This window comes from Ralstonia soli, from assembly GCF_023955655.1.
Lineage (GTDB): Bacteria > Pseudomonadota > Gammaproteobacteria > Burkholderiales > Burkholderiaceae > Ralstonia > Ralstonia soli.
The window spans coordinates 347,646-369,499 of record NZ_JAMXHT010000004.1 but is presented as its reverse complement, the minus strand read 5'-3'; the positions used below and the strand labels follow the sequence as shown (position 1 = coordinate 369,499).

Genomic DNA, 21,854 nt, shown 5'->3' with positions numbered 1-21,854 from the left:
TTCCCATGTCGTTTTCGCTTGGTGAACTCGCCGCGTCGCTCGGCGCGACCGTCCAGGGTGACGCAGGCCTGATCGTCAAGTCGATCGCGCCGCTGGATCAGGCTGGCGCGGATCAACTCGCTTTCCTCTCCAATCCGCTGTACCTCAATCAGGCTGTGAGCTCCGGCGCGGGCGCGATCATCGTGTCGCCCCGTGATCTGGAAACGCTCGAAAGCCAGGGCCACGCTGCCGGCCGCAACTGGCTGGTGGCGCCTAACCCGTATGCTGCGTTTGCCCGCGTCGCTCAGCGCTTTGTTGCACTGGCCGCGCGTCCGGTTGTGCCCGGCATTCACCCGAGTGCCAGCGTGGGCGAGGGCGCTGTGGTGCCGGCGTCGTGCTCGATTGGTCCGAACGTGACGATCGAAGCCGGTGTGGTGCTCGGCGAGCGCGTGCGCATTGCCGGCAACAGCTTTGTTGGCGCGGGTGCCCGCGTTGGCGACGATACGCTCCTGTACGCGAACGTCTCGATCTATCACGGTTGCGTGGTCGGTGCCCGCTGCATCTTGCATAGCGGCGTGGTGATCGGCGCAGATGGCTTTGGCTTTGCGCCGGACTTCGGCCCGCAAGGCGGCGAATGGGTGAAGATTCCGCAGACCGGCCGGGCAGTCATCGGCGACGACGTGGAGATTGGCGCAAACACCGCCATCGACCGCGGCGCCATGGCCGACACGGTGGTCGAGCAGGGCTGCAAGATCGATAACCAGGTCCAGATCGCGCACAACGTCCACGTGGGCGCCTATACCGTCATCGCAGGGTGCGCTGCCATTTCGGGCAGCACGAAGATCGGGCGCTACTGCATTATCGGAGGGGCCGCCAATTTTGCCGGCCACCTGACGATTGCCGATCGTGTGACGGTGTCCGGCGGTACCTCCATCACAAAATCCATCACTAAGCCCGGTGGCCACTTCACCAGCGTTTTCCCGTTCATGCCGCACGGCGATTGGGAACGTAACGCGGCCATCGTCCGAGGCCTGACGCGCATGCGCGAACGGTTGCAACAACTGGAACAGCAGGTCAAAGACCTGCGCAAAGCATCATGACCGAAGCATCTACTGCGACGACGAGCCTCGTCAGCGATTTCAACATCAAGAAGATTCTCGACCTGCTGCCGCATCGCTACCCGATGCTGCTGGTCGATCGTGTGGTCGAGTTTGAGGCGGGCAAGCGCATCAAGGCCATCAAGAACGTGACGTTCAACGAGCCGTTCTTCAATGGTCACTTCCCGGGGCATCCGGTCATGCCGGGCGTGCTGATTCTGGAAGCACTGGCACAGACCGCCGCGCTGCTGACGTTCGGCGAACCGGACCATCAGCGCAACGAGAACGATCTGTACCTGTTTACCGCAATCGATGCCGCACGCTTCAAGCAGCAGGTTGTGCCGGGAGATCAGCTCTGCCTGCACGCGGAAGTGCTGCGTGGCAAGCGTGGTTTCTGGAAGTTCAAGGTGTATGCCATGGTGGAGGACAAGCTTGCCGCCGAGGCTGAGATCATGTGTGCGATTGTCAAGGACGAGCCCAAGGGTGCCGCATGAGCACGAGCAAGATTCACCCGACCGCGCAGATCGACCCAAAAGCTGAGCTGGATTCCAGTGTCGAGATCGGCGCCTTCACGGTGGTGGGGCCGAACGTGCGCATGGGCGCGGGTACCCGCGTCGGACACCACTCGGTGGTCGAGGGCTACACTACGCTAGGCCGCGACAACAGCATCGGCCACTTCGCGTCGGTGGGCGGCCGCCCGCAGGACATGAAGTACCACGATGAGCCGACGCAGCTCATCGTCGGCGATCGCAATACCATCCGCGAATTCACCACGATCCATACCGGCACCGCGCAGGATGCCGGCATCACGTCCATCGGCGACGACAACTGGATCATGGCCTACGTGCACATCGCGCACGATTGCCGGGTGGGCAACCACACGGTGTTCTCGAGCAACGCGCAGATTGCCGGCCACGTGGAAGTGGGCGACTGGGCCATCCTGGGCGGTATGTCGGGCGTGCACCAGTTTGTGCGTATCGGCGCGCATGCCATGCTGGGTGGTGCTTCGGCGCTGGTGCAGGACGTGCCGCCTTTCGTGATTGCCGCCAGCGACAAGGGCGGCAACAAGGCTGCGCCGCACGGGATCAACGTAGAAGGCCTGCGCCGCCGCGGCTTCACGGCCGAGCAGATCACGGCTCTGCGCCAGGCGTACAAGCTGCTCTACAAGAGCGACCTCAGCTTCGATCAGGCCAAGTTGGAAATCGCCGCGCAGATCGCCCAGGCCGATGATGCCCCGACCCGCGAGGTGCTCACCGCGTTTGCCGATTTCATCGCCGCCACCAAGCGCGGCATCGTGCGTTGACCGAGGTGCGAGCTGAGGTCACCCCGCCGGTGCGCCGCATCGGCATGGTGGCCGGCGAGGCTTCCGGCGATCTGCTGGCCTCGCTACTGCTCAAAGGGTTGCGTGCACAGTTGCCCGCCGACATCGCCTACAACGGCATCGGTGGCGCACGCATGGCCGAGCAAGGCTTCCAGTCGAACTGGCCGATGCACAAGCTGTCGGTCAACGGTTATGTGGAAGTGCTTGGCCAGTTGCGCGAGATCCTCGCCATCCGCAAGGAACTCAAACACGATCTGCTGGCCAAGCCGCCGCTGGCCTTTATTGGCGTCGATGCGCCGGACTTCAATTTCAACGTCGAGATCGCCATGCGGCAGGCGGGTGTGCCGGTGGTGCACTTTGTGAGCCCGTCGATCTGGGCTTGGCGCGCCGGGCGCATCAAGACGATCGCCAAAGCCGTTGACCACATCCTCTGCCTGTTCCCGTTCGAGCCGGAGATCTACGCCAAGGCGGGGATTCCGGCCACCTATGTCGGGCATCCGCTCGCGGACGAGATTCCGCTGGTGCCGGACGTGGAAGGCGCGCGCACGCGCCTCGGGCTGCCGCTGGGCCGCAAGGTCGTGGCGGTGCTGCCGGGCAGCCGTAATTCCGAGGTAAAGCACCTCGGTCCGACGCTGTTTGCGGCAATGTCACGCATGCAGGCGGTCGAGCCGGATCTTGCCTTTGTGCTGCCGGCGGCCAATGCCACGTTGCGTGAGCGTATCGATGCAATGCGCGCCGAGCATCCTGGCCTGCACTTGTGGGTGGTCGACGGCCAGTCGCACGCGGCCATGGAGGCGGCCGACGTGATCCTGTTGGCCAGCGGCACGGCCACGCTCGAGGCTGCGCTGTACAAGAAGCCCATGGTGATCACCTACAAGGTGCCCTGGCTCACTGCGCAGATCATGAAGCGCAAGGGCTATCTGCCGTATGTCGGCCTGCCGAACATCCTCTCGGGTCGCTTTGTCGTGCCGGAACTACTGCAGGACGACGCGACGCCCGAGGCGCTCGCGCGCGAGACGCTGCTGCAACTGAGCGACCAGGGCAATGCCACGTTCCTGCGCGAGCACTTCACGAAGATGCACCTGACGCTCAAGCAGAACATGGCCGAGATCGGTGCGAAAGTCGTGGTCGACCTGCTGCGCAGCCGCGGCAAGCTCTAAGCTGGTACTGACGCCATGGCTTCCCGCAAACCCGATCCCGATCAGCTTGGTCTGCTGCTGTCGCAAGAGCCTGCGACCAAGCGTGCACGCCGTATCCTCTGCGGCGTGGACGAGGCTGGGCGCGGGCCGCTGGCCGGGCCGGTGACGGCTGCGGCGGTGGTCCTCAATCCGCGCAAGCCGATCAAGGGGCTGGCGGATTCCAAGATCCTCACCGCCAAGAAGCGCGAGGCGCTGTACGACGAGATCGTCGAAAAGGCGCTCGCCTGGCACGTGGCTGAAGCCACTGTCGAGGAAATCGATCGCATCAACATCCTGCACGCGACCATGTTGGCCATGCAGCGGGCGGTGCAGGGCGTAGCCGCCAAGGGCACGCTGCCCGATCTCGTGCAGGTGGACGGCAACCGCTGTCCGCAGGTGGCGTTTGCCGTGGAAGCCATCGTCAAGGGCGATGCGCTGGTGCCGGCCATTTCGGCGGCGTCCATCCTGGCCAAGGTCACGCGTGACCGGCAGCTGGCTGCGCTGCATGTCGAGTTTCCACTGTATGGCTTTGACGTCCACGCGGGTTATGGCACGCCGCAGCATCTGGCAGCAATCGACCTGCATGGCGTGACGCCGCATCATCGCCGCTCGTTCGCACCCGTGCGCCGCGCGCTGGAAGGTTTGACCGCCATCAGCGCTGAAGCCGAAGCCGTCGGCAGCGCCTGGGACGACTGACTTTTCGCCGGACCACTCCGTGAAGCACATTACTTCCCGCGACAACGCGGTGTTCAAGCATCTCAAGGCGCTGTCGGGTTCCACGCAGCACCGCCGGCGCGCAGGGCAATCCGTGCTGGACGGCGTGCATCTGGTCGCGGCTTACCTGGATGCCGGCCATACGCCCACTCAGATGCTGGTTTCCGAGCGCCATGTCGCGCATCCGGAGGTGGCGCCGCTGCTGGATCGCGTCGATCCGCAAACCGTTATCCTGCTGGCCGATAACCTGTTTGTGCAGCTCACGACGGTCGTCAACGGCATCGATCTGATGGCGCTGGTCGACACGCCGGAAGGGCATCTTCCGCAGGTCATCGATACGGACTGCGTGATCCTCGATGGCATCCAGGACGCCGGCAACGTCGGCTCGATCCTGCGTTGCGCGGCCGCCGCCGGTGTGCGCGATGTGTTCATGACTGCAGGTTGCGCGTTCGCGTGGTCGGCCAAGACGCTGCGCGCCGCAATGGGGGCGCATTTCCACCTGAACATTGTTGAGCATTGCACGTTCGAGAGCGTGCAGTCGCGCCTGCAGGTGCCACTGCTGGCGACCTCTTCGCACGCGAAGCAGGCGGTGTTCGATGTGCCACTCAACACACCGGTCGGCTGGGTGTTCGGCAACGAGGGTGCGGGTGTGTCGGAAGCATGGCTTTCCGCCGTGACAACGCCTGTGACGATTCCGCAGCCCGGCGGCATGGAGTCGCTCAATGTCGCTGCTGCAGCAGCGATCTGCCTGTTCGAGGCCGTGCGCCAACGTCGCGCCCCCTAATCCTCCTTTTTTCCTGTCGACCACCGGTCACCCGGCGTTTTCAAACGCCAGAAAAGTCCCGCATTGACTTTGCCATTGAGTAATGGAACATTGTGCGCGGTGCCATTGAGCACCCCCGATACCCAGACTCAAGGAGACCGGCATGCCGAACCCCACCCTGGCGCGCGTCCATGTCGACGAGCTCGCCCAGTTTCGCGAAATCCAGCAACTCGCCTACGCGTGCGTTGAGGCCGTCGGCGCCATGCTGCGCCCCGGCATGACCGAGAAGGACGCAGCCAAGCTGCTTACCGAATGGCTGGGCGATCGCGGCGTCCATGACTGGCTGCACAAGCCGTTCGCCTGGTTTGGCGACCGCACGGCGTTCCAGGGCTTTTCGGGCCTGACGCACATGGCGGGCTTCAACCTGGCGTTCTTCCCGTCGTCGCGGCGACTGGAAGAGAACATGCCGGTCATCCTCGATGTGGCGCCCGTGCGCAATGGTGTGATCGCCGATGTGGGCTACGCCATGTGCCTGGGCGAAAACGCCATCATCGAGCAGCTGCAGGACGACCTGATGGCGCACCGTGAACTGATCGTGCGCCTGATCCGCGAGCGCCGGTCGATGGCCGATGTGGCACGCGCGGTGGACCAGCTTTGCATGAAGCAGGGCGTGGAGCCGCGCCACAAGGCGTATCCGTTCAAGGTGCTGGCGCATCGCGTGGCCAAGCTGGAGAGCCCGTCCAAGCCGCGCTTCGTGGCGCGCTTCGGGCTCAACGCCACGCGCAATCTGATCCTCGACCAGGTGCGCAGCGGCAAGCAGGAAGGGTGGTCGCCGCTGTGGTCGATCGACCGTCGCTCCGAGCACCCACCCGTGCCCGGCCTGTGGGCCGTCGAGCCGCATCTGGGCTTCCGCGGCGTGGGGGCCAAGTTCGAAGAGCTGCTCGTCATCACCGAAGACGACGCCTACTGGCTCGACGACGACCTTCCGCACGTGCGCCGCTGGAAGCAACGCCAGCTCACGCAGCAGCGTGCCGCCTGATGCTTGCGGAGGTCCACATGAAAACGCTTCTTGAAGAGGCCCCGCTGGCACTGTTCGAGCCGGCCGCTGCCTTTCCGCGCGCCGAGCGCACGGTGCAATCCGGCACCGTTACGCTCGCCGTGAAAACCTGGGGTGACCCGGCGCACCCAACCGTCGTGCTCGTCCACGGCTATCCGGACAACAGCGAGGTCTGGCACGAGATGGCGCAGTTGCTTGCCCGCGACTACTACGTCATCGCCTATGACGTGCGCGGTGCCGGTCAGTCCAGCGCCCCGAAGGGGTTTCGCCATTACACCTTCGCGCGGCTGACGGACGACTTTGCCGCCGTCATCGACGCGTTGAGCCCGAGCAAGCCTGTCCACCTGATCGCGCATGACTGGGGTTCGATTCAGTCGTGGGAATTCGTGACGGAGGAGCGCCTGCGCGGGCGCATTGCCTCGTACACGTCGTGCTCGGGGCCGTGCCTGGACCACGTCGGTTATTGGATGCGCCAGCGCCTGCTGCGGCCGACGCCGTCGTCGCTGGGCAAGATGCTGGGGCAGCTCGTGCGGTCGTGGTACGTGCTGCTGTTCCACCTGCCGATCGTGCCGGAACTGAGCTGGCGCCTGTGGCTGGGGCGTGCGTGGCCGCGCGTGCTGCGTCGCGTGGAGAAGACCACCATCGTGCCGCGCGCTACACAGACGGCTGATGGCGCGCGCGGTGTCTCGCTGTATCGCGCCAACTTCATCCGCAGCCTGTTTGCCCCGCGCAAGCGTGTCGCACACGCACCGGTGCAGGTGATCGTGCCGACGCTGGACAAGTACGTCAGCCCCGCACTGTCGGAAGACCTGTCGCGCTGGGTGCCGCAGTATTGGCGCCGCGAAGTGGTGGCGCGGCACTGGCTGCCCGTCACGCATGCCGAACGCATGGCCGAGATGGCGCGCGAGCTGATCGAGCACGCAGAGGGCAAGCCGGAATCGGAAGGGCTGCAACGCGCCCGCCAACATGGCGATCACAAACCGCTCACGGGCAAGCTGGCCGTCATCACCGGCGCGGGCAGTGGCATCGGCCGATGCGCGGCGCAGGAGTTCGCGGAGCAAGGCGCCGACATCGTCGCCGTCGATATCCGCGCCGAAGATGCCGAGCGCACCGCCACGCTCATCCGCCTGACGGGCGGTAAGGCGTGGGCACGTACCGTCGACGTGGGCAACGCGGAGCAGATGGAGGCGCTGGTCGACTGGGTCGGCAAGGATCTTGGCGGCGCCGACATCGTCGTCAACAACGCGGGCATCGGCATGGCAGGCGGCATTGTCGATACGTCTGAGCGCGATTGGCAGCGCATCTTGCACGTGAACGTGTGGGGCGTGATTCATGGCGCCCGGCTGTTTGCCAAGCAGATGGTCGAGCGTGGGCAGGGCGGGCACATCCTGAATACCGCATCGGCGGCGGCGTTTGCGCCGTCGCGCGATCTTGCCGCGTATGCAACGACCAAGGCCGCTGTGCTGATGCTCTCGGAATGCATGCGCGGCGAACTGGCCGGGCAGGGCATTGGCGTGTCGGCCATCTGCCCGGGTTTTGCCGAGACCGGGATCATGACTTCCACCGTTTACGCCGGCACGACCGAGGCCCAACAAGCCCAATTGCGCGCCCGCGCGACCAAGCTCTACCAATTGCGTGGCCTCAAGCCGGAGACCGTTGCGAAAGCCATGCTGCGTGCGGTGCTGCACAACAAGCCCGTCGTCACGATCGGTATCGAGGCGCACTCATCGCGCTTCATCTCGCGTTATGCGCAATGGCTCAGCCGCCTGATCGCGCGCGTGAGCATGGCCGGGCATTGACCTGCGCTGACAAGAACAAGAGGAGACCACCATGACCGCGCCCGACTACTTCATCAAGGCCCGCCACGTCCGCTTCGACTGGAAGGACACGCCTATCCAATGGATCCCCGGTGACCCGTCCAGCACGCACATCATCAACATTCTGAACCTGCTGTTTCCCGCGGGCGAGCTGTGGTTCTGCCGCGTCTACAACAAGGCGCTGCCGCTGATTGCCGACACCAAGCTGCGCGCCGATGCCGAGGGCTTCCTGCGCCAGGAGGCGGTGCATTCGCGCTCGCACGGCGGCGTGCTTACGCATTACTACAAGGATCACGGTATTGACACCCAGCCCTTCACCAAGCGGCTGGACTGGCTGTTCTCCAAAGTGCTCGGCGAACAGCCGCTCGGCCTGAAGATCGGGCATACACGCTTCTGGCTGCGTCAGCAGCTGGGCATCATCGCGGCGCTTGAGCACTTCTTCGGCTATCTCGGCAACTGGGTGCTGAATGCCAAGGGGCTGGACGCCGCCAACGCCGACCCCGTCATGCTCGACCTGCTGCGCTGGCATGGTGCAGAGGAAGTCGAGCACCGCACCGTGGCGTTCGACATCTTCCGGCACATGGGAGGCACCTATCTCGAACGCTGCTTCCACATGCTGACGACGATCCTGCTGTTGCTGTATTTCCTCATGACGGGCTTCCGCTTCATGTACAAGCGCGATCCGGATGCTGGCCGGTTCCCAGGTTTCATCCGGGGCTGGTGGCATGGCTCGCGGCGCAATTGTCTGCCATCGTTCTGGAAGATGCTGGGAGCGGCGCTGCGCTACTTCCGACCGAGCTACACGCCGCATCATGAAGGGTCCACTGAGCAGGCGCTGGCCTATCTGGAGACCTCCCCAGCGGCCCAGGCTGCGGCACACGGCGGCAACTGGGTACGCGACCGCGCGTGATCGATACGCCGGAAAAGCAAAACGGCCGGTGCAATGCCGGCCGTTTCGTTTGGAGAGCGTGGCGCTCAGTAGTTGTTGTGCTCCATCTTGACGTCCTGCAGGATCGTCGTCGCAATTTCCTCGATCGACTTGTGCGTCGACGACAGCCACTTGATCCCCTCGCGCCGCATCAGCGATTCGGCCTCGTTGACTTCGTAGCGGCAGTTTTCCAGCGCCGCATACTTGCTGCCCGGGCGACGCTCATTCCGGATTTCAGACAGGCGCTGCGGGTCGATCGACAGGCCGAAAATCTTGCTCTTGTAGTCGTACAGCACCGTGGGCAGCTTGCCGCGCTCGAAATCGTCGGGAATGAGCGGGTAGTTGGCCGATTTCACGCCATATTGCATTGCCAGGTAGAGGCTGGTCGGCGTCTTGCCGCTGCGTGACACCCCCACCAGGATCACATCCGCCTCGGCCAGGTTCTTATGTGACTGGCCGTCATCATGCGCAAGTGAAAAGTTGATCGCTTCGATGCGGTTTTTGTAGGCCTCGGTATCCGCGTTCTGATGAAAGCGGCCGATGGCGTGGGTGGACTTGAGGTTCAGTTCCTTCTCGAGCGGCTCGATGAAGGTCTGGAACATGTCGAGGATTGTGGCGCGGGCTCGATGGACGATTTCGCTTGCCTGGGCATCCACCAAGGTGGTGAAGACGATCGGCTTCACCCCTTCGGCGTGGAACGCCTCGTTGATCTTGGCCACCGCCACATGCGCCTTGTCGATCGTGTCGACAAAGGGGATCCGCACTTGGCGGAACTTCATCTCGAATTGGGCGAGGATGGAGTGGCTAAACGTTTCTGCGGTGATCCCGGTGCCATCCGACACGATGAAAACGGTGCGGACGGGCGTGCGGTTGGTGGATGCGGCGGCGAGGTCAGTCATTGAAAACGAGGGGTTTTTCCAGCACGCCGGCAGGAAATCGTGCTGCGGCACGGTAGAATAGCGGCGATCGTTTAGCTAAGCAATTCGGAGCCGCCGCCCGCTAGGCATTGTCGCATCGACAGTCCTGGCCCTCCCGGATGATTTAGCCAAGCGATTCGTGCGGCCAGACGAAAAGAACAATGCCCCGCGCGCATCCGACCGGTTTTTTTACTTAGTTCAGAGGCTTGTATGACCAACCTGTCGCAAGACGGCGCCTATGTGCTGCCGTTCGAGCAATTGCGGATGACCGATGTTGAGGTCGTTGGCGGTAAAAACGCTTCGCTGGGCGAGATGATCTCCCAGTTGGATAGCGCCGGCGTGCGCGTTCCGGGCGGTTTTGCCACCACGGCACTGGCGTTCCGCGATTTCCTTGCCCACAACAACCTGACCGAGCGCATCTCGCAGCGCCTGGCTGCGCTGGACGTCGACGACGTCAAGGCGCTGGCCGCCGCCGGCAAGGAGATCCGCGAGTGGGTCGCCACCGCACCGTTCCAGCCGCGTCTTGAGCAGGAAATCCGCGAGTCGTACGCCCGCGTGGCCGCCCGCGAAGGCGCCGAGGCGTCGTTCGCAGTGCGCTCGTCGGCGACGGCCGAAGATCTGCCGGACGCCTCGTTCGCTGGCCAGCAAGAGAGTTATCTCAACGTGCTGGGCATCGACGACGTGCTCGACAAGATCAAGCACGTGTTCGCCTCGCTGTACAACGACCGTGCGATTTCGTACCGCGTCCACAAGGGCTTCGCCCACGACGTGGTGGCCCTGTCGGCCGGTATCCAGCGCATGGTGCGTTCGGACTGCGGCGCCTCGGGCGTGATGTTCACGATCGATACCGAATCGGGCTTCCAGGAAGTCGTCTTCATCACCTCCAGCTACGGTCTGGGTGAAACGGTGGTGCAGGGCGCCGTGAACCCGGACGAGTTCTACGTCTTCAAGCCGACGCTGGCTGCCGGCAAGTACCCGATCATCCGCCGCTCGATCGGCTCCAAGCTGATCAAGATGGAGTTCACCGCGCCGGGCGAAGAAGGCCGCGTGAAGACCGTCGACGTGCCGGGTGAGCTGCGCAACCGCTACTCGATCACTGACGCCGACGTGGCCGAACTGGCCAAGTACGCCGTCATCATCGAGAAGCACTACGGCCGCCCGATGGACATCGAGTGGGGCCGCGACGGCAAGGACGGCAAGATCTACATCCTGCAGGCCCGCCCGGAAACGGTGAAGAGCCAGGCACATGGCAAGGTTGAGCAGCGCTTCCGCCTGAAGGGCTCGGCGCCGGTGCTGACCACCGGCCGCGCCATTGGCCAGAAGATCGGTACGGGCCCGGTGCGCGTGATCAACGATCCGGCCGAAATGGAACGCGTGCAGCCCGGCGACGTGCTGGTCGCCGACATGACCGACCCGAACTGGGAGCCGGTGATGAAGCGTGCTTCGGCCATCGTCACCAACCGTGGCGGCCGGACCTGCCACGCGGCCATCATCGCGCGTGAACTGGGTGTGCCGGCCGTGGTCGGCTGCGGCGACGCCACCGACATCCTCAAGGACGGCACGCTGGTGACGGTCTCGTGCGCCGAAGGCGACGAAGGCAAGATCTACGACGGCCTGCTGGAAACCGAAGTGACGGAAATCCAGCGTGGCGAAATGCCGACGATCAGCACCAAGATCATGATGAACGTGGGCAACCCGCAACTGGCGTTCGACTTCTGCCAGATCCCGAACGGCGGTGTGGGCCTGGCGCGTCTGGAATTCATCATCAACAACAACATCGGCGTTCATCCGAAGGCGATCCTCGACTACCCGCAAGTCGACAGCGACCTGAAGAAGGCCGTGGAAAGCGTGGCCCGCGGCCATGCCAGCCCGCGCGCGTTCTACGTCGACAAGCTGGCCGAAGGTGTGGCGACGATTGCTGCCGCGTTCTATCCGAAGCCCGTGATTGTGCGCCTGTCGGACTTCAAGTCGAACGAGTACAAGAAGCTGATCGGCGGTTCGCGCTACGAGCCGGACGAAGAAAACCCGATGCTGGGCTTCCGTGGTGCCTCGCGCTACATCGCTGAAGACTTTGCTGAAGCCTTCGAGATGGAATGCCGCGCCATGAAGCGCGTGCGCGACGAAATGGGCCTGACCAACGTTGAGGTCATGGTGCCGTTCGTGCGTACGCTTGGTCAGGCGGAGAAGGTGGTCGAGCTGCTGGCCAAGTACGGCCTGAAGCGCGGCGAGAACGGCCTGCGCCTCATCATGATGTGTGAAGTGCCGTCCAACGCGATCCTGGCCGAGCAGTTCCTGCAGTACTTCGACGGTTTCTCGATTGGCTCGAACGACCTGACGCAGCTCACGCTGGGTCTGGACCGCGACTCCGGCATGGAACTGCTGGCCCGCGACTTCGACGAACGCGATCCGGCGGTCAAGTTCATGCTGCAGCGTGCCATCTCCACGGCGCTGTCGATGGACAAGTACGTCGGTATCTGCGGTCAGGGCCCGTCCGACCACCCGGATTTTGCCGAGTGGCTGGCCAAGGAAGGTATCTCGTCGATCTCGCTGAACCCGGATTCGGTCATCGAAACCTGGCAGAAGCTGGGCTCGGCCTGAGCTAGCGTGCTTTAAGACAAGGCGCGTATCCTCACCGATACGCGCCCACAAGAAATAACGCGAAGTGCCCGGCAGCGTGAAGCTGGCGGGGGCGGAGCGACATGCCCCCGCAGACGTACAGCGTCGCGGGGGTTTTTTTCTGGGATTCAGGGAGAGGGAGTATGTCGGCTCAGACCGTCTGGTTCTCGCTGGCTGTGCTGCTCGTCATCGGCGAGTTGATGACAGGGACGTTCTACCTGCTGATGGTGGCAATGGGGCTGCTGGCGGGCGGCCTCGCTGCGTTGATCGGCCTTGCGTTTCCAGCACAGGCTGCGGTGGCGGCCATTGTCGCGGTGTTCGGCATTGTCGCGCTGCGGCGTTCGCGATACGGGCGTGTCACGCGTGAAGATGCCGCCCGCAATCGCAACGTCAATCTGGATATCGGTGAGGTGCTGCGCGTTGATGCGTGGTCACCCGAGCGCCGTGCGCGCGTGCAATATCGTGGCGCCGCGTGGGATGTCGAGCTCGCACCCAAAGCGCCGGCTGCCGGCGGTGAATTCCGCATTGTCGAAGTGCGCGGCAATGTGCTCGTCGTCACGCCCAAATAACCACCAACAACAACCAACACGCCCAACCACGGAGGTTCTATGTTCGAGCTGGGGACTCTCGCGCTCATCGTCCTGTTTGCCGCCATTGTGCTGATCGCGCAAGGCATCAAGATCGTGCCGCAGCAGCACGCCTGGATTCTGGAGCGGCTGGGCAAGTACCACGCGACGCTGTCGCCGGGTCTCAATATCGTGCTGCCCTTTGTCGATCGGGTGGCCTACAAGCATGTGCTCAAGGAAATTCCGCTCGACGTGCCGAGCCAGATCTGTATCACCAAGGACAACACGCAGCTGCAGGTGGACGGCATCCTGTACTTCCAGGTGACCGACCCGATGCGGGCATCGTACGGTTCGAGCAATTTCGTCATCGCCATCACGCAACTGGCGCAGACCACGCTGCGCTCGGTGGTCGGCAAGCTGGAGCTGGACAAGACGTTTGAAGAGCGCGACTTCATCAATCACAGCGTGGTCAATGCGCTGGATGAGGCGGCATCGAACTGGGGCGTGAAGGTGCTGCGCTACGAGATCAAGGACCTGACGCCGCCGAAGGAAATCCTGCACGCCATGCAGGCGCAGATCACGGCCGAGCGCGAAAAGCGTGCGCTGATCGCCGCATCCGAGGGCAAGCGCCAGGAGCAGATCAACCTGGCGTCAGGCGCGCGTGAGGCGGCGATCCAGAAATCCGAAGGCGAGAAGCAGGCCGCGATTAACAAGGCGCAGGGCGAAGCGGCAGCCATTCTTGCAGTGGCTGAAGCCAACGCGCAGGCGATCCAAAAGATCGGTCAGGCCATTCGCACCGAAGGCGGCGTCGATGCCGTCAACCTGAAGGTGGCAGAGGAATATGTGAGCGCGTTCGGCAACCTGGCCAAGCAGGGCAACACGCTCATCGTGCCGGGCAACATGGGTGACCTGAGCACGATGATTGCGTCTGCGTTGACGATCGTGAAGCAGCAGCGGCCGAACGCGTAATGGTAGCGAGCGAGAGGGCTTACGCCTTCTCGCGCATGAGGCGTGCTTTTTCGCGCTGCCAGTCGCGGTTCTTTTCGGTCTCGCGCTTGTCGAAGAGCTTCTTGCCCTTGGCGAGGCCGATTTCGCATTTCACGCGGCCACGCGTGTAGTGCAGGTTGAGCGGGACGAGCGTGTAGCCGCGCTGCTCCACCTTGCCGATGAGCTTCTTGATCTCTTCGGCGTGCAGCAGCAGCTTGCGGGTGCGCACGGGGTCGGGGTGGACGTGCGTGGAGGCCGATTGCAGCGGGCTGATGTGGGCCCCGATCAGGAACAGCTCGGCGTTGCGGATGACCACATAGCCTTCCTTGATCTGCGCACGGTTGGCACGGATGGCCTTCACCTCCCAGCCCTCGAGTACGATGCCCGCCTCGTAGCGCTCTTCGATGAAGTAATCGAAAAAGGCTTTCTTGTTGTCGGCGATGGTCATACGTGGAATGTGCGGTGAGCGCCCAGAGGTCAACAAGGTGATGATCCCTGCATGCGCTGCGATAAAATGGCGAGTTTAACAAATCCGCCGCCAGCCCAACCGGGGAGCGGCATGCATAGTTTTCGGATGGCGCATGGCAGACGTTGAAAAAACCGTGTTGATTGGCTACTCGGCCGAACAGATGTTCGACCTGGTCACCGACGTCAAGGACTATCCGAACTTCCTGCCGTGGTGCGGCGGCGTGGAAATCTACGAACAGACCGAAACCACGCTCGACGCGCGCGTGGACATTGCTTTCAAGGGCATCCACCAGTTTTTCCGTACGCGCAACGTGCAGGTACGGCCGACCCGTATCGATATGACGTTCGCGGACGGGCCTTTCAAGTCGTTCACCGGCTTCTGGATCTTCACGCCGCTGCGCGCGGATGCCTGCAAGATCAACTTCCACCTGCATTACGAGTTTTCCAGCGTGATCCTGGAAAAATTGATCGGCCCCGTGTTCAGCATGATCGCCAACACCTTCGTCGATTCCTTCGTCAAGCGCGCCGAGACGGTCTATGGCGAATCCTGAGTCGAGCCCGTTGATTGACGTGATGGTCTGCCTGGCGACGGTCACACCGCCCCAGCTGGTGAGCGTACAGGTGTCGGCTCAAGCGACGGTGGCCGACGCGGTGCGTGCGTCGGGCGTTCTTGATGGCGCGGATCTGACCGTTGACAACTGCCGACTTGGGGTCTACGGCAAACGCAAGACGCCCGATGCGCCGCTGCACGCGCGCGACCGGGTGGAAATCCTCGGCCCGTTGATCGCCGATCCGAAAACGGCGCGTCGCCGCCGTGTGCAGAAGGTGCGCGCCACCGGTACGCGCGAAGGGCTGAAGTGGCTGCGCAATGGGGCGCCACCGGAGGCGCCGCCCGCAGACGACGTCCTCGAATAAGGATCAATCAGCCGCAGTTGGCGCTGAGCGCTGCCTGGTTACGCTGAATGGCCGCGGCGCGCTGGTTGTCATCCAGGTAGGCAATCGACCCATCGGCCTGGGCGGTGCCGACGCGGCGGCCTTCCTGCATATAGGCGGTATCGTTGCGCAGGCGTTCGCATTCCGCCTGTTTGCGCTGGGCCTGTTCGGCTTGCTTGGCGTCGTCCTGTTCCTTCTTGGCGCGATCGGCCAGGCGCTTGCGCAGTTCTTCATCGGGGCTGGGCGCGGCGACAGCGGAGGCGGGCTGATTAGGTTTGGTCGCTGCCGGCGCGCTTGCCTTGACGCCCGAAGCCGGCGCGGGAAGCGCTTCATAAGCCGTCGCCGTGCGGCTGTTCGGGTTACGGATGATGCGGCTGGCTGGTACGGACGGTGGCGGTGCGGCGTCGCTGTAGACCATCTGGCCTTTGTCATCACGCCATTGCCAGGCCCATTGTGCGTGGACCGCCGGGCAGGCGAAGGTGATCAGGGCGGCCGTGGCGGGCAGCAGGACGTGCAGTCGTTTCATGGCGTTCTCGTGCGATGGGCTGCCGATGGCGCGCTGGCCGACCCGACGACGACCCCTCGACGCGCACGAGAGCCCGGTGACGTGATCGCCACTCGATGATTCGGTCAACGGCCTGGCTTGGCCCGCCGACTCGCCCCCCCGGCAAGGGGCCCAGTTTATGCAGACTTGTCTTCAGCGTGCAAGCGCACCGGTCAGCCAATATCCGCCATCAGCAAGGCAATCGCGGCGTTTTCAAGCAGCCGTCACACAAAACCGTATGTCAGCGCGAACAGAGCGGGAGGGGTGGAAAGGGCGGGGCGCACAATACGCCAATACCCATTCAAACATCGCGAGGCGGATTCTGCGCGGCCGCTGGCGGCGCAGGGCGCATTGGATGCGCGCGCGAAGAAAAATTTATCGAGCATAGCACGGGTCTCTACAACCGTGGGGCGAATTCCCGTATAATCCGATTTTGCGCCTAGAGGAAATTGCTATGCGTCTTGTCCAGAAAGCACTCACATTCGATGACGTGCTGCTTGTCCCGGCTTATTCGGCCGTCCTGCCCCGCGATACGTCCCTTCGCACCAAGCTCACCCGTTCGATCGAACTCGCCATTCCGCTCGTGTCCGCCGCCATGGATACGGTCACGGAAGCGCGGCTCGCCATCGCCATGGCGCAGCAAGGTGGCATCGGTATCGTCCACAAGAACCTGAAGCCCGAAGAACAGGCGCGTGAAGTCGCGAAGGTCAAGCGCTTCGAATCGGGCGTGCTGCGCGATCCGATCACCATCGGCCCGGACATGAAGATCCGTGACGTGATGGCGTTGTCGGCCCAGCACGGCATCTCGGGTTTCCCGGTGCTGGAAGGCAAGAAGGTGGTGGGCATCATCACCAACCGTGACCTGCGTTTCGAAGAAGAGCTGGACGCCCCGGTGCGCGCCAAGATGACGCCGGGCGAAAAGCTCGTCACCGTCAAGGAAGGCGCCTCGCTGGAAGAGGCCAAGCGCCTGATGAACAAGCACCGCCTGGAGCGCGTGCTGGTGGTGGGCGAGGCTTTCGAGCTGCGCGGCCTGATCACCGTCAAGGATATCCAGAAGGCGACCGAATACCCGCTGGCGTCAAAGGACGAGCGCGGCTCGCTGCGCGTCGGCGCTGCGGTGGGTGTGGGCCCGGACAACGACCTGCGCATCGACCTGCTCGTCAAGGCCGGTGTGGATGTGATCGTGGTCGATACGGCGCATGGCCACAGCCAGGGCGTGTTGAGCCGCGTGCGCTGGATCAAGGACAACTACCCGCAGGTGCAGGTGATTGGCGGCAACATTGCCACGGGCGACGCGGCCAGGGCGCTGGTCGACCATGGCGCGGATGGCGTCAAGGTCGGGATCGGCCCGGGCTCGATCTGCACGACGCGGATCGTCGCTGGCGTGGGCGTGCCGCAGATCACCGCGGTGTCCAATGTGGCCGAGGCGCTCCAGGGCACGGGCGTGCCGCTGATCGCCGATGGCGGTATCCGCTACTCGGGCGACATTGCCAAGGCGCTGGCCGCTGGCGCACATACCGCGATGATGGGCGGTATGTTCTCCGGCACGGATGAATCGCCGGGCGAGGTATTCCTGTTCCAGGGCCGCTCGTACAAGAGCTATCGTGGCATGGGCTCGGTGGGCGCCATGAAGGATGGCGCGGCCGACCGCTACTTCCAGGAAGACAACACCGCCAACGTCGACAAGCTCGTGCCGGAAGGCATCGAAGGCCGCGTGCCCTACAAGGGCTCGGTGCTGCCGATCGTGCACCAGCTCACGGGCGGCATCCGCTCGTCGATGGGCTACTGCGGTTGCGCGTCGATTGCCGAATGGCACGAGAAGAGCCAGTTCGTCGAGATCACCGCCGCCGGCATGAACGAATCGCACGTGCACGACGTGCAGATCACGAAGGAAGCGCCGAACTATCACCGCGACTGATCGGTTGTCGATCACCGCACATAAGATAGAAGGCAAGCAGTACTGCCGCCGGGGCGCGCGGGCGCTCCGGCCGATTCAATTCGGTGGCCGGCGCACGGGCGGCCACCCGCAACTGGAGACACTGATGAAAGCGCTTTTGCGACTCGTTCTGTTTCTGGATGCGGCTGTCGCACTGTGCGTCGGCCTCGTCCTGTTGGCCTCGCCGTTGACGTCGATTTTCGGTGCGCTGCAACTGCCGCAGCCGGATCCGGCGTTGTACGGCCAACTGCTCGGCGTGACGCTGATCGGCCTGGCGTGGTTGCTGTGGTATGCCACCGTCAATGGGCAACTGACATCGGCTGTGGCGCAAGTGGTTGGCCATGTGAACCTGGCGGTGGCCGTGCTGGTGATTGCATGGCTGCTGTTCTTCCACCTGCCGGTGGACGGTGCCGGCCGCATCTGGCTGCCGACGTTTGCGGCGGTGCTGGCGGCGTTTGCCGCTGTGCAGATTCCCGCCTCGCGCCGCGTGCGCACCAATGAGCGCGAGCGCGCCCAGAAGGCCAAGGAAGAGGCCGTCGCCGCTCGCGAGCGCCAGCGCGCGGAAGCCGCCGTGCGCCACGAACCCGCTTACATGCCGCCTCCGGGCTACGGCCCCGGCACTGAAGTCGACACGATTGCCGATTCCATTCCTCCTCAACATGCACGACAAAGTCCTCATTCTTGATTTCGGCTCGCAGGTCACGCAACTGATTGCGCGGCGCGTGCGTGAAGCCCACGTCTACTGCGAAATCCACCCGAACGACGTGACCGATGCCTTCGTGCGCGAGTTCGCGCCCAAGGCCATCATCCTGTCCGGTAGCCACGCCAGCACGTACGAAGACCACCAGCTGCGCGCGCCGCAGGCCGTGTGGGACCTTGGCGTGCCGGTACTCGGCATCTGCTACGGCATGCAAACCATGGCCGTGCAGCTGGGCGGCAAGGTGGAGTGGAGCGACCACCGCGAATTCGGCTACGCCGAGGTGCGCGCCCATGGCCACACCCGTCTGCTCAACGGCATCGAGGACTTTTCCACGCCGGAAGGCCACGGCATGCTCAAGGTGTGGATGAGCCACGGTGACAAGGTCACCGAACTGCCGCCGGGCTTCAAGCTGCTGGCATCCACGCCGAGCTGCCCCGTGGCCGGCATGGCCGACGAGGCGCGCGGCTACTACGCCGTGCAGTTCCACCCCGAAGTCACGCACACCGTGCAGGGCCGCGCGATGCTCGAGCGCTTCGTGCTGGAGATCGCCGGTGCCAAGCCGGACTGGATCATGCGCGACCACATCGAGGAAGCCGTTCAGCGCATCCGCGAACAGGTGGGCGATGAAGAGGTCATTCTGGGCCTGTCGGGCGGCGTCGATTCGTCGGTGGCGGCAGCGCTGATCCACCGCGCCATCGGTGACCAGCTGACCTGCGTGTTTGTCGACCACGGCCTGCTGCGCCTGGACGAAGGCAAGATGGTGATGGACATGTTCGCGGGCCGCCTGCACGCCAAGGTCGTGCACGTGGATGCGTCCGAGCAGTTCCTCGGCCACCTGGCGGGCGTGACCGACCCGGAAGCCAAGCGCAAGATCATCGGCCGCGAGTTCGTCGAGGTGTTCCAGGCGGAAGCCAAGAAGCTCTCCAACGCCAAGTGGCTGGCACAGGGCACGATCTACCCGGACGTGGTCGAGTCGGGCGGCACCAAGACCAAGAAGGCCACGACCATCAAGAGCCACCACAACGTGGGCGGCCTGCCGGAAACGCTGGGCCTGAAGCTGCTTGAGCCGTTGCGCGACCTGTTCAAGGACGAAGTGCGCGAGCTGGGCGTGGCGCTTGGTTTGCCCCACGAGATGGTGTATCGCCATCCGTTCCCGGGCCCGGGCCTGGGCGTGCGCATTCTGGGCGAGGTCAAGCGCGAATACGCTGACCTGCTGCGCCGCGCGGATGCCATCTTCATCGAAGAACTGCGCGGCACCAAGGCGACGGCGCAGGATGCCGCTGCCGGCCTGTGTGCTGAAGCTGACGTTGGCAAGAGCTGGTACGACCTGACCAGCCAGGCGTTTGCGGTGTTCCTGCCGGTCAAGTCCGTGGGTGTGATGGGCGATGGCCGCACGTACGACTACGTGACGGCACTGCGCGCCGTGCAAACCACCGACTTCATGACCGCACACTGGGCGCATCTGCCGTATGCGCTGCTGGGCCGCGCGTCGAACCGCATCATCAACGAGGTGCGTGGCCTGAACCGCGTGGTGTACGACGTGTCGGGCAAGCCGCCCGCGACGATCGAGTGGGAATAACCTCGCTTAACTGACAACGTCACGCAAAAAACAGGGCGAAGTGGGGAAACTCACTTCGCCCTGATGCATAGCGGGCCCCGTTTTGTGCCCGGCGCCTTCACTCCTCCACTTCGCTACGGACCATCAGCACGGGTTTGTTGGTCTTGCGGACCACGCCTTCGGCCACGCTGCCCAACACGAAGTGTTTCAGGCCATGCCGGCCGTGCGTGCCGAGCACAATCAGGTCCGTTCCCGTTTCGTTGGCTTCCGAGACGATCGTCGAGGAGATCTGCCCCGGCGCGATGGATTTTTCCAGCAGCTTGGTCGAATACTTGACGCCCGCGGCGTCCAGCTTCTTGGCGACCTCGGCCAGCGTGTCGCGGCCGAATTCGACCACCTGGTTGGCGTAGGCAATCGAGTCCGTCCCGACCATGTCGAAGGTTACGTCGCTGCTATCGGCGACGAATAGGGCTTCGACTTCGGCTCCCGTTGCCTGGCTGACCACAATGGCTTGGTGCATCGCGAGGTAGGACGCGTGGCTGCCGTCGATGGCAAGCAGGATGCGCTGATACATGGTGGTCTCCAGGGCGTTGCGCGGCAGGGCACCGCATGCAACCAGCGTAGACAGCGTGGCGCGTCAGCGGTTGATACGCATCAAATGTCTTCCGATGACACCTGCAGAACCGCCGCGCCAGCCACGCGTCCGGCGCGCAGGTCGTCCAGGGCCGTGTTGGCGTCTTGCAGTCGATAGGACGTGACGTGAACCTGCAATGGGACTTCCGCCGCAATGCGCATGAGCGCTAGCCCATCCGCCCGGGTGAGGTTGGCGACAGAGACGAGCTTGCGTTCTTCCCACAGCAGCCGGTACGGAAACGCCGGGATGTCGCTCATGTGAATGCCGCCGCAGACCACTGTGCCGCCTTTGACCACGGCCCGTAGCGCTTGCGGTACGAGCGCCCCGACCGGCGCGAAGATCAATGCGGCGTCGAGTGGCTCCGGTGCGGGTTCATCGCTCACGCCAGCCCACTTGGCGCCGGTATCCAGGGCAAGCTGTTGGGCCGCCGTGTCGCCAGCACGGGTGAAGGCGAACACTTCGCGCTGCTCCGCCACGGCAATCTGCGTGACGAGGTGGGCCGCGGCGCCGAAGCCGTAGATACCGATCCGGCGGGCATCGCCTGCCATGCGCAGTGTGCGGTAGCCGATGAGGCCGGCGCAGAGCAACGGTGCGGCGTGCGCATCGTCGTACCGCGCGGGAATTGGCAAGCAGTACCGCGCATCGCAGACCACGTACTGTGCGTAACCGCCATCGCGCGTGTATCCGGTGAAAGCAGGGTGGTCACACAGGTTTTCGTGTCCGCGCAGGCAGTAGGGGCAGACTCCGCAGGTCCATCCAAGCCATGGCACGCCCACGCGCGTTCCCACGGTTGGGGAAGTCACGCCTTCGCCACATGATTCGACGGTGCCGACGATCTCATGGCCAGGGATGAGGGCAGGCTTCGGGGCAGTGAGTTCGCCGTCCACGATATGGAGATCGGTGCGGCAGACGCCACACGCGGACACGGCGATCCGGACCTCGCCCGGCCCAGGCGTGGGCATGGGCACGCGCCGCCAGAGCAAGGGTTTCCCGGCGCCTTCCATCACCATGGCCTGCATCGATTTCGATTCAGACATCGGTACCTCCGCACGCAGCGTGTCTGTTGAGTATGGATGACCCAGGCGAACCCGTTCGCCCCGCAGCGGCCCATCCACTGCGCCAGATCAATCGAGGCGCGCCG

The 21,854-nt window shown here is 64.0% G+C and carries 22 protein-coding genes; 17 read left to right on the top strand and 5 right to left on the bottom strand.

Annotation, left to right across the window (positions count from 1 at the left end; genetic code table 11):
* Positions 1-5: 5 nt before the first annotated feature.
* The 9 genes from lpxD to NG900_RS11965 all read left to right on the top strand — a co-directional run bounded on the left by lpxD (position 6) and on the right by NG900_RS11965 (position 8,836).
* Positions 6-1,079 carry a UDP-3-O-(3-hydroxymyristoyl)glucosamine N-acyltransferase gene (gene lpxD / locus NG900_RS12005; protein WP_252680452.1) on the top strand — a complete coding sequence of 358 codons (1,074 nt, stop codon included), beginning with the start codon at positions 6-8 and terminating at the stop codon, positions 1,077-1,079.
* A complete protein-coding gene (fabZ, locus tag NG900_RS12000) occupies positions 1,076-1,570 on the top strand; it encodes a 3-hydroxyacyl-ACP dehydratase FabZ (RefSeq protein ID WP_252680450.1) in 495 nt (164 codons plus the stop codon). The genes lpxD and fabZ overlap by 4 nt, the downstream gene beginning before the upstream one ends.
* Positions 1,567-2,379, top strand: coding sequence for an acyl-ACP--UDP-N-acetylglucosamine O-acyltransferase (gene lpxA / locus NG900_RS11995; protein WP_252680448.1), 813 nt, complete (start codon positions 1,567-1,569; stop codon positions 2,377-2,379). Before fabZ ends, lpxA begins: the two co-directional genes overlap by 4 nt.
* 44 nt (positions 2,380-2,423) lie before the next feature.
* Positions 2,424-3,557 carry a lipid-A-disaccharide synthase gene (gene lpxB / locus NG900_RS11990; RefSeq protein ID WP_252680912.1) on the top strand — a complete coding sequence of 378 codons (1,134 nt, stop codon included), beginning with the start codon at positions 2,424-2,426 and terminating at the stop codon, positions 3,555-3,557.
* A gap of 15 nt (positions 3,558-3,572) precedes the next feature.
* Positions 3,573-4,271, top strand: a complete 699-nt coding sequence (gene rnhB / locus NG900_RS11985; RefSeq protein WP_252680446.1) for a ribonuclease HII — start codon at positions 3,573-3,575, stop codon at positions 4,269-4,271.
* Positions 4,272-4,290: 19 nt separating this feature from the next.
* Positions 4,291-5,073: a TrmH family RNA methyltransferase gene (locus NG900_RS11980; protein WP_252680444.1), complete on the top strand. Its 783-nt coding sequence runs from the start codon at positions 4,291-4,293 to the stop codon at positions 5,071-5,073.
* A gap of 142 nt (positions 5,074-5,215) precedes the next feature.
* The gene (locus NG900_RS11975; RefSeq protein WP_252680442.1) at positions 5,216-6,091 is read left to right on the top strand and encodes a M24 family metallopeptidase; all 876 of its coding nucleotides are present in this window, start codon (positions 5,216-5,218) and stop codon (positions 6,089-6,091) included.
* Positions 6,092-6,108: 17 nt separating this feature from the next.
* Positions 6,109-7,908 carry an SDR family oxidoreductase gene (locus NG900_RS11970; RefSeq protein ID WP_252680440.1) on the top strand — a complete coding sequence of 600 codons (1,800 nt, stop codon included), beginning with the start codon at positions 6,109-6,111 and terminating at the stop codon, positions 7,906-7,908.
* Between the two features lie 31 nt (positions 7,909-7,939).
* Positions 7,940-8,836: a metal-dependent hydrolase gene (locus tag NG900_RS11965; RefSeq protein WP_252680438.1), complete on the top strand. Its 897-nt coding sequence runs from the start codon at positions 7,940-7,942 to the stop codon at positions 8,834-8,836.
* A 65-nt stretch (positions 8,837-8,901) separates the two neighbouring features.
* Here NG900_RS11965 and ppsR read toward each other — a convergent pair whose 3' ends face one another.
* A complete protein-coding gene (gene ppsR / locus NG900_RS11960; protein ID WP_252680435.1) occupies positions 8,902-9,753 on the bottom strand; it encodes a posphoenolpyruvate synthetase regulatory kinase/phosphorylase PpsR in 852 nt (283 codons plus the stop codon).
* A gap of 228 nt (positions 9,754-9,981) precedes the next feature.
* Here ppsR and ppsA point away from each other — a divergent pair, with 228 nt between their 5' ends.
* From ppsA to NG900_RS11945, 3 genes are all read left to right on the top strand, one after another.
* Complete coding sequence (ppsA, locus tag NG900_RS11955; protein WP_252680433.1) at positions 9,982-12,369, top strand: phosphoenolpyruvate synthase; 2,388 nt, start codon at positions 9,982-9,984, stop codon at positions 12,367-12,369.
* Positions 12,370-12,530: 161 nt separating this feature from the next.
* On the top strand, positions 12,531-12,956 hold the full coding sequence (locus tag NG900_RS11950; RefSeq protein WP_252680431.1) for an NfeD family protein: 426 nt from the start codon (positions 12,531-12,533) through the stop codon (positions 12,954-12,956).
* Between the two features lie 39 nt (positions 12,957-12,995).
* On the top strand, positions 12,996-13,922 hold the full coding sequence (locus NG900_RS11945) for an SPFH domain-containing protein (protein WP_252680429.1): 927 nt from the start codon (positions 12,996-12,998) through the stop codon (positions 13,920-13,922).
* A 19-nt stretch (positions 13,923-13,941) separates the two neighbouring features.
* Here the strand turns inward: NG900_RS11945 and smpB are convergent, their stop codons facing one another.
* Positions 13,942-14,388 carry an SsrA-binding protein SmpB gene (gene smpB / locus NG900_RS11940; RefSeq protein ID WP_252680427.1) on the bottom strand — a complete coding sequence of 149 codons (447 nt, stop codon included), beginning with the start codon at positions 14,386-14,388 and terminating at the stop codon, positions 13,942-13,944.
* 133 nt (positions 14,389-14,521) lie between these two features.
* Between smpB and NG900_RS11935 the strand changes: the two genes are divergently transcribed.
* The gene (locus NG900_RS11935; protein WP_252680425.1) at positions 14,522-14,959 is read left to right on the top strand and encodes a type II toxin-antitoxin system RatA family toxin; all 438 of its coding nucleotides are present in this window, start codon (positions 14,522-14,524) and stop codon (positions 14,957-14,959) included.
* On the top strand, positions 14,946-15,323 hold the full coding sequence (locus NG900_RS11930) for an RnfH family protein (protein WP_252680423.1): 378 nt from the start codon (positions 14,946-14,948) through the stop codon (positions 15,321-15,323). The genes NG900_RS11935 and NG900_RS11930 overlap by 14 nt, the downstream gene beginning before the upstream one ends.
* A gap of 7 nt (positions 15,324-15,330) precedes the next feature.
* Here NG900_RS11930 and NG900_RS11925 read toward each other — a convergent pair whose 3' ends face one another.
* Complete coding sequence (locus tag NG900_RS11925; protein WP_252680421.1) at positions 15,331-15,867, bottom strand: DUF4124 domain-containing protein; 537 nt, start codon at positions 15,865-15,867, stop codon at positions 15,331-15,333.
* Between the two features lie 472 nt (positions 15,868-16,339).
* Here NG900_RS11925 and guaB point away from each other — a divergent pair, with 472 nt between their 5' ends.
* From guaB to guaA, 3 genes are all read left to right on the top strand, one after another.
* Positions 16,340-17,803, top strand: coding sequence for an IMP dehydrogenase (gene guaB / locus NG900_RS11920; protein WP_252680419.1), 1,464 nt, complete (start codon positions 16,340-16,342; stop codon positions 17,801-17,803).
* A gap of 124 nt (positions 17,804-17,927) precedes the next feature.
* Positions 17,928-18,506, top strand: coding sequence for a hypothetical protein (locus tag NG900_RS11915; protein ID WP_252680417.1), 579 nt, complete (start codon positions 17,928-17,930; stop codon positions 18,504-18,506).
* Complete coding sequence (guaA, locus tag NG900_RS11910) at positions 18,481-20,100, top strand: glutamine-hydrolyzing GMP synthase (RefSeq protein WP_252680415.1); 1,620 nt, start codon at positions 18,481-18,483, stop codon at positions 20,098-20,100. Before NG900_RS11915 ends, guaA begins: the two co-directional genes overlap by 26 nt.
* A gap of 97 nt (positions 20,101-20,197) precedes the next feature.
* On the opposite strand, the gene NG900_RS11905 is transcribed toward guaA, so the two are convergent.
* Both NG900_RS11905 and NG900_RS11900 read right to left on the bottom strand, forming a co-directional pair.
* Positions 20,198-20,653 carry a universal stress protein gene (locus NG900_RS11905; protein WP_252680413.1) on the bottom strand — a complete coding sequence of 152 codons (456 nt, stop codon included), beginning with the start codon at positions 20,651-20,653 and terminating at the stop codon, positions 20,198-20,200.
* 80 nt (positions 20,654-20,733) lie between these two features.
* The gene (locus tag NG900_RS11900) at positions 20,734-21,732 is read right to left on the bottom strand and encodes a zinc-dependent alcohol dehydrogenase family protein (RefSeq protein WP_252680909.1); all 999 of its coding nucleotides are present in this window, start codon (positions 21,730-21,732) and stop codon (positions 20,734-20,736) included.
* Between the last annotated feature and the right edge of the window lie 122 nt (positions 21,733-21,854).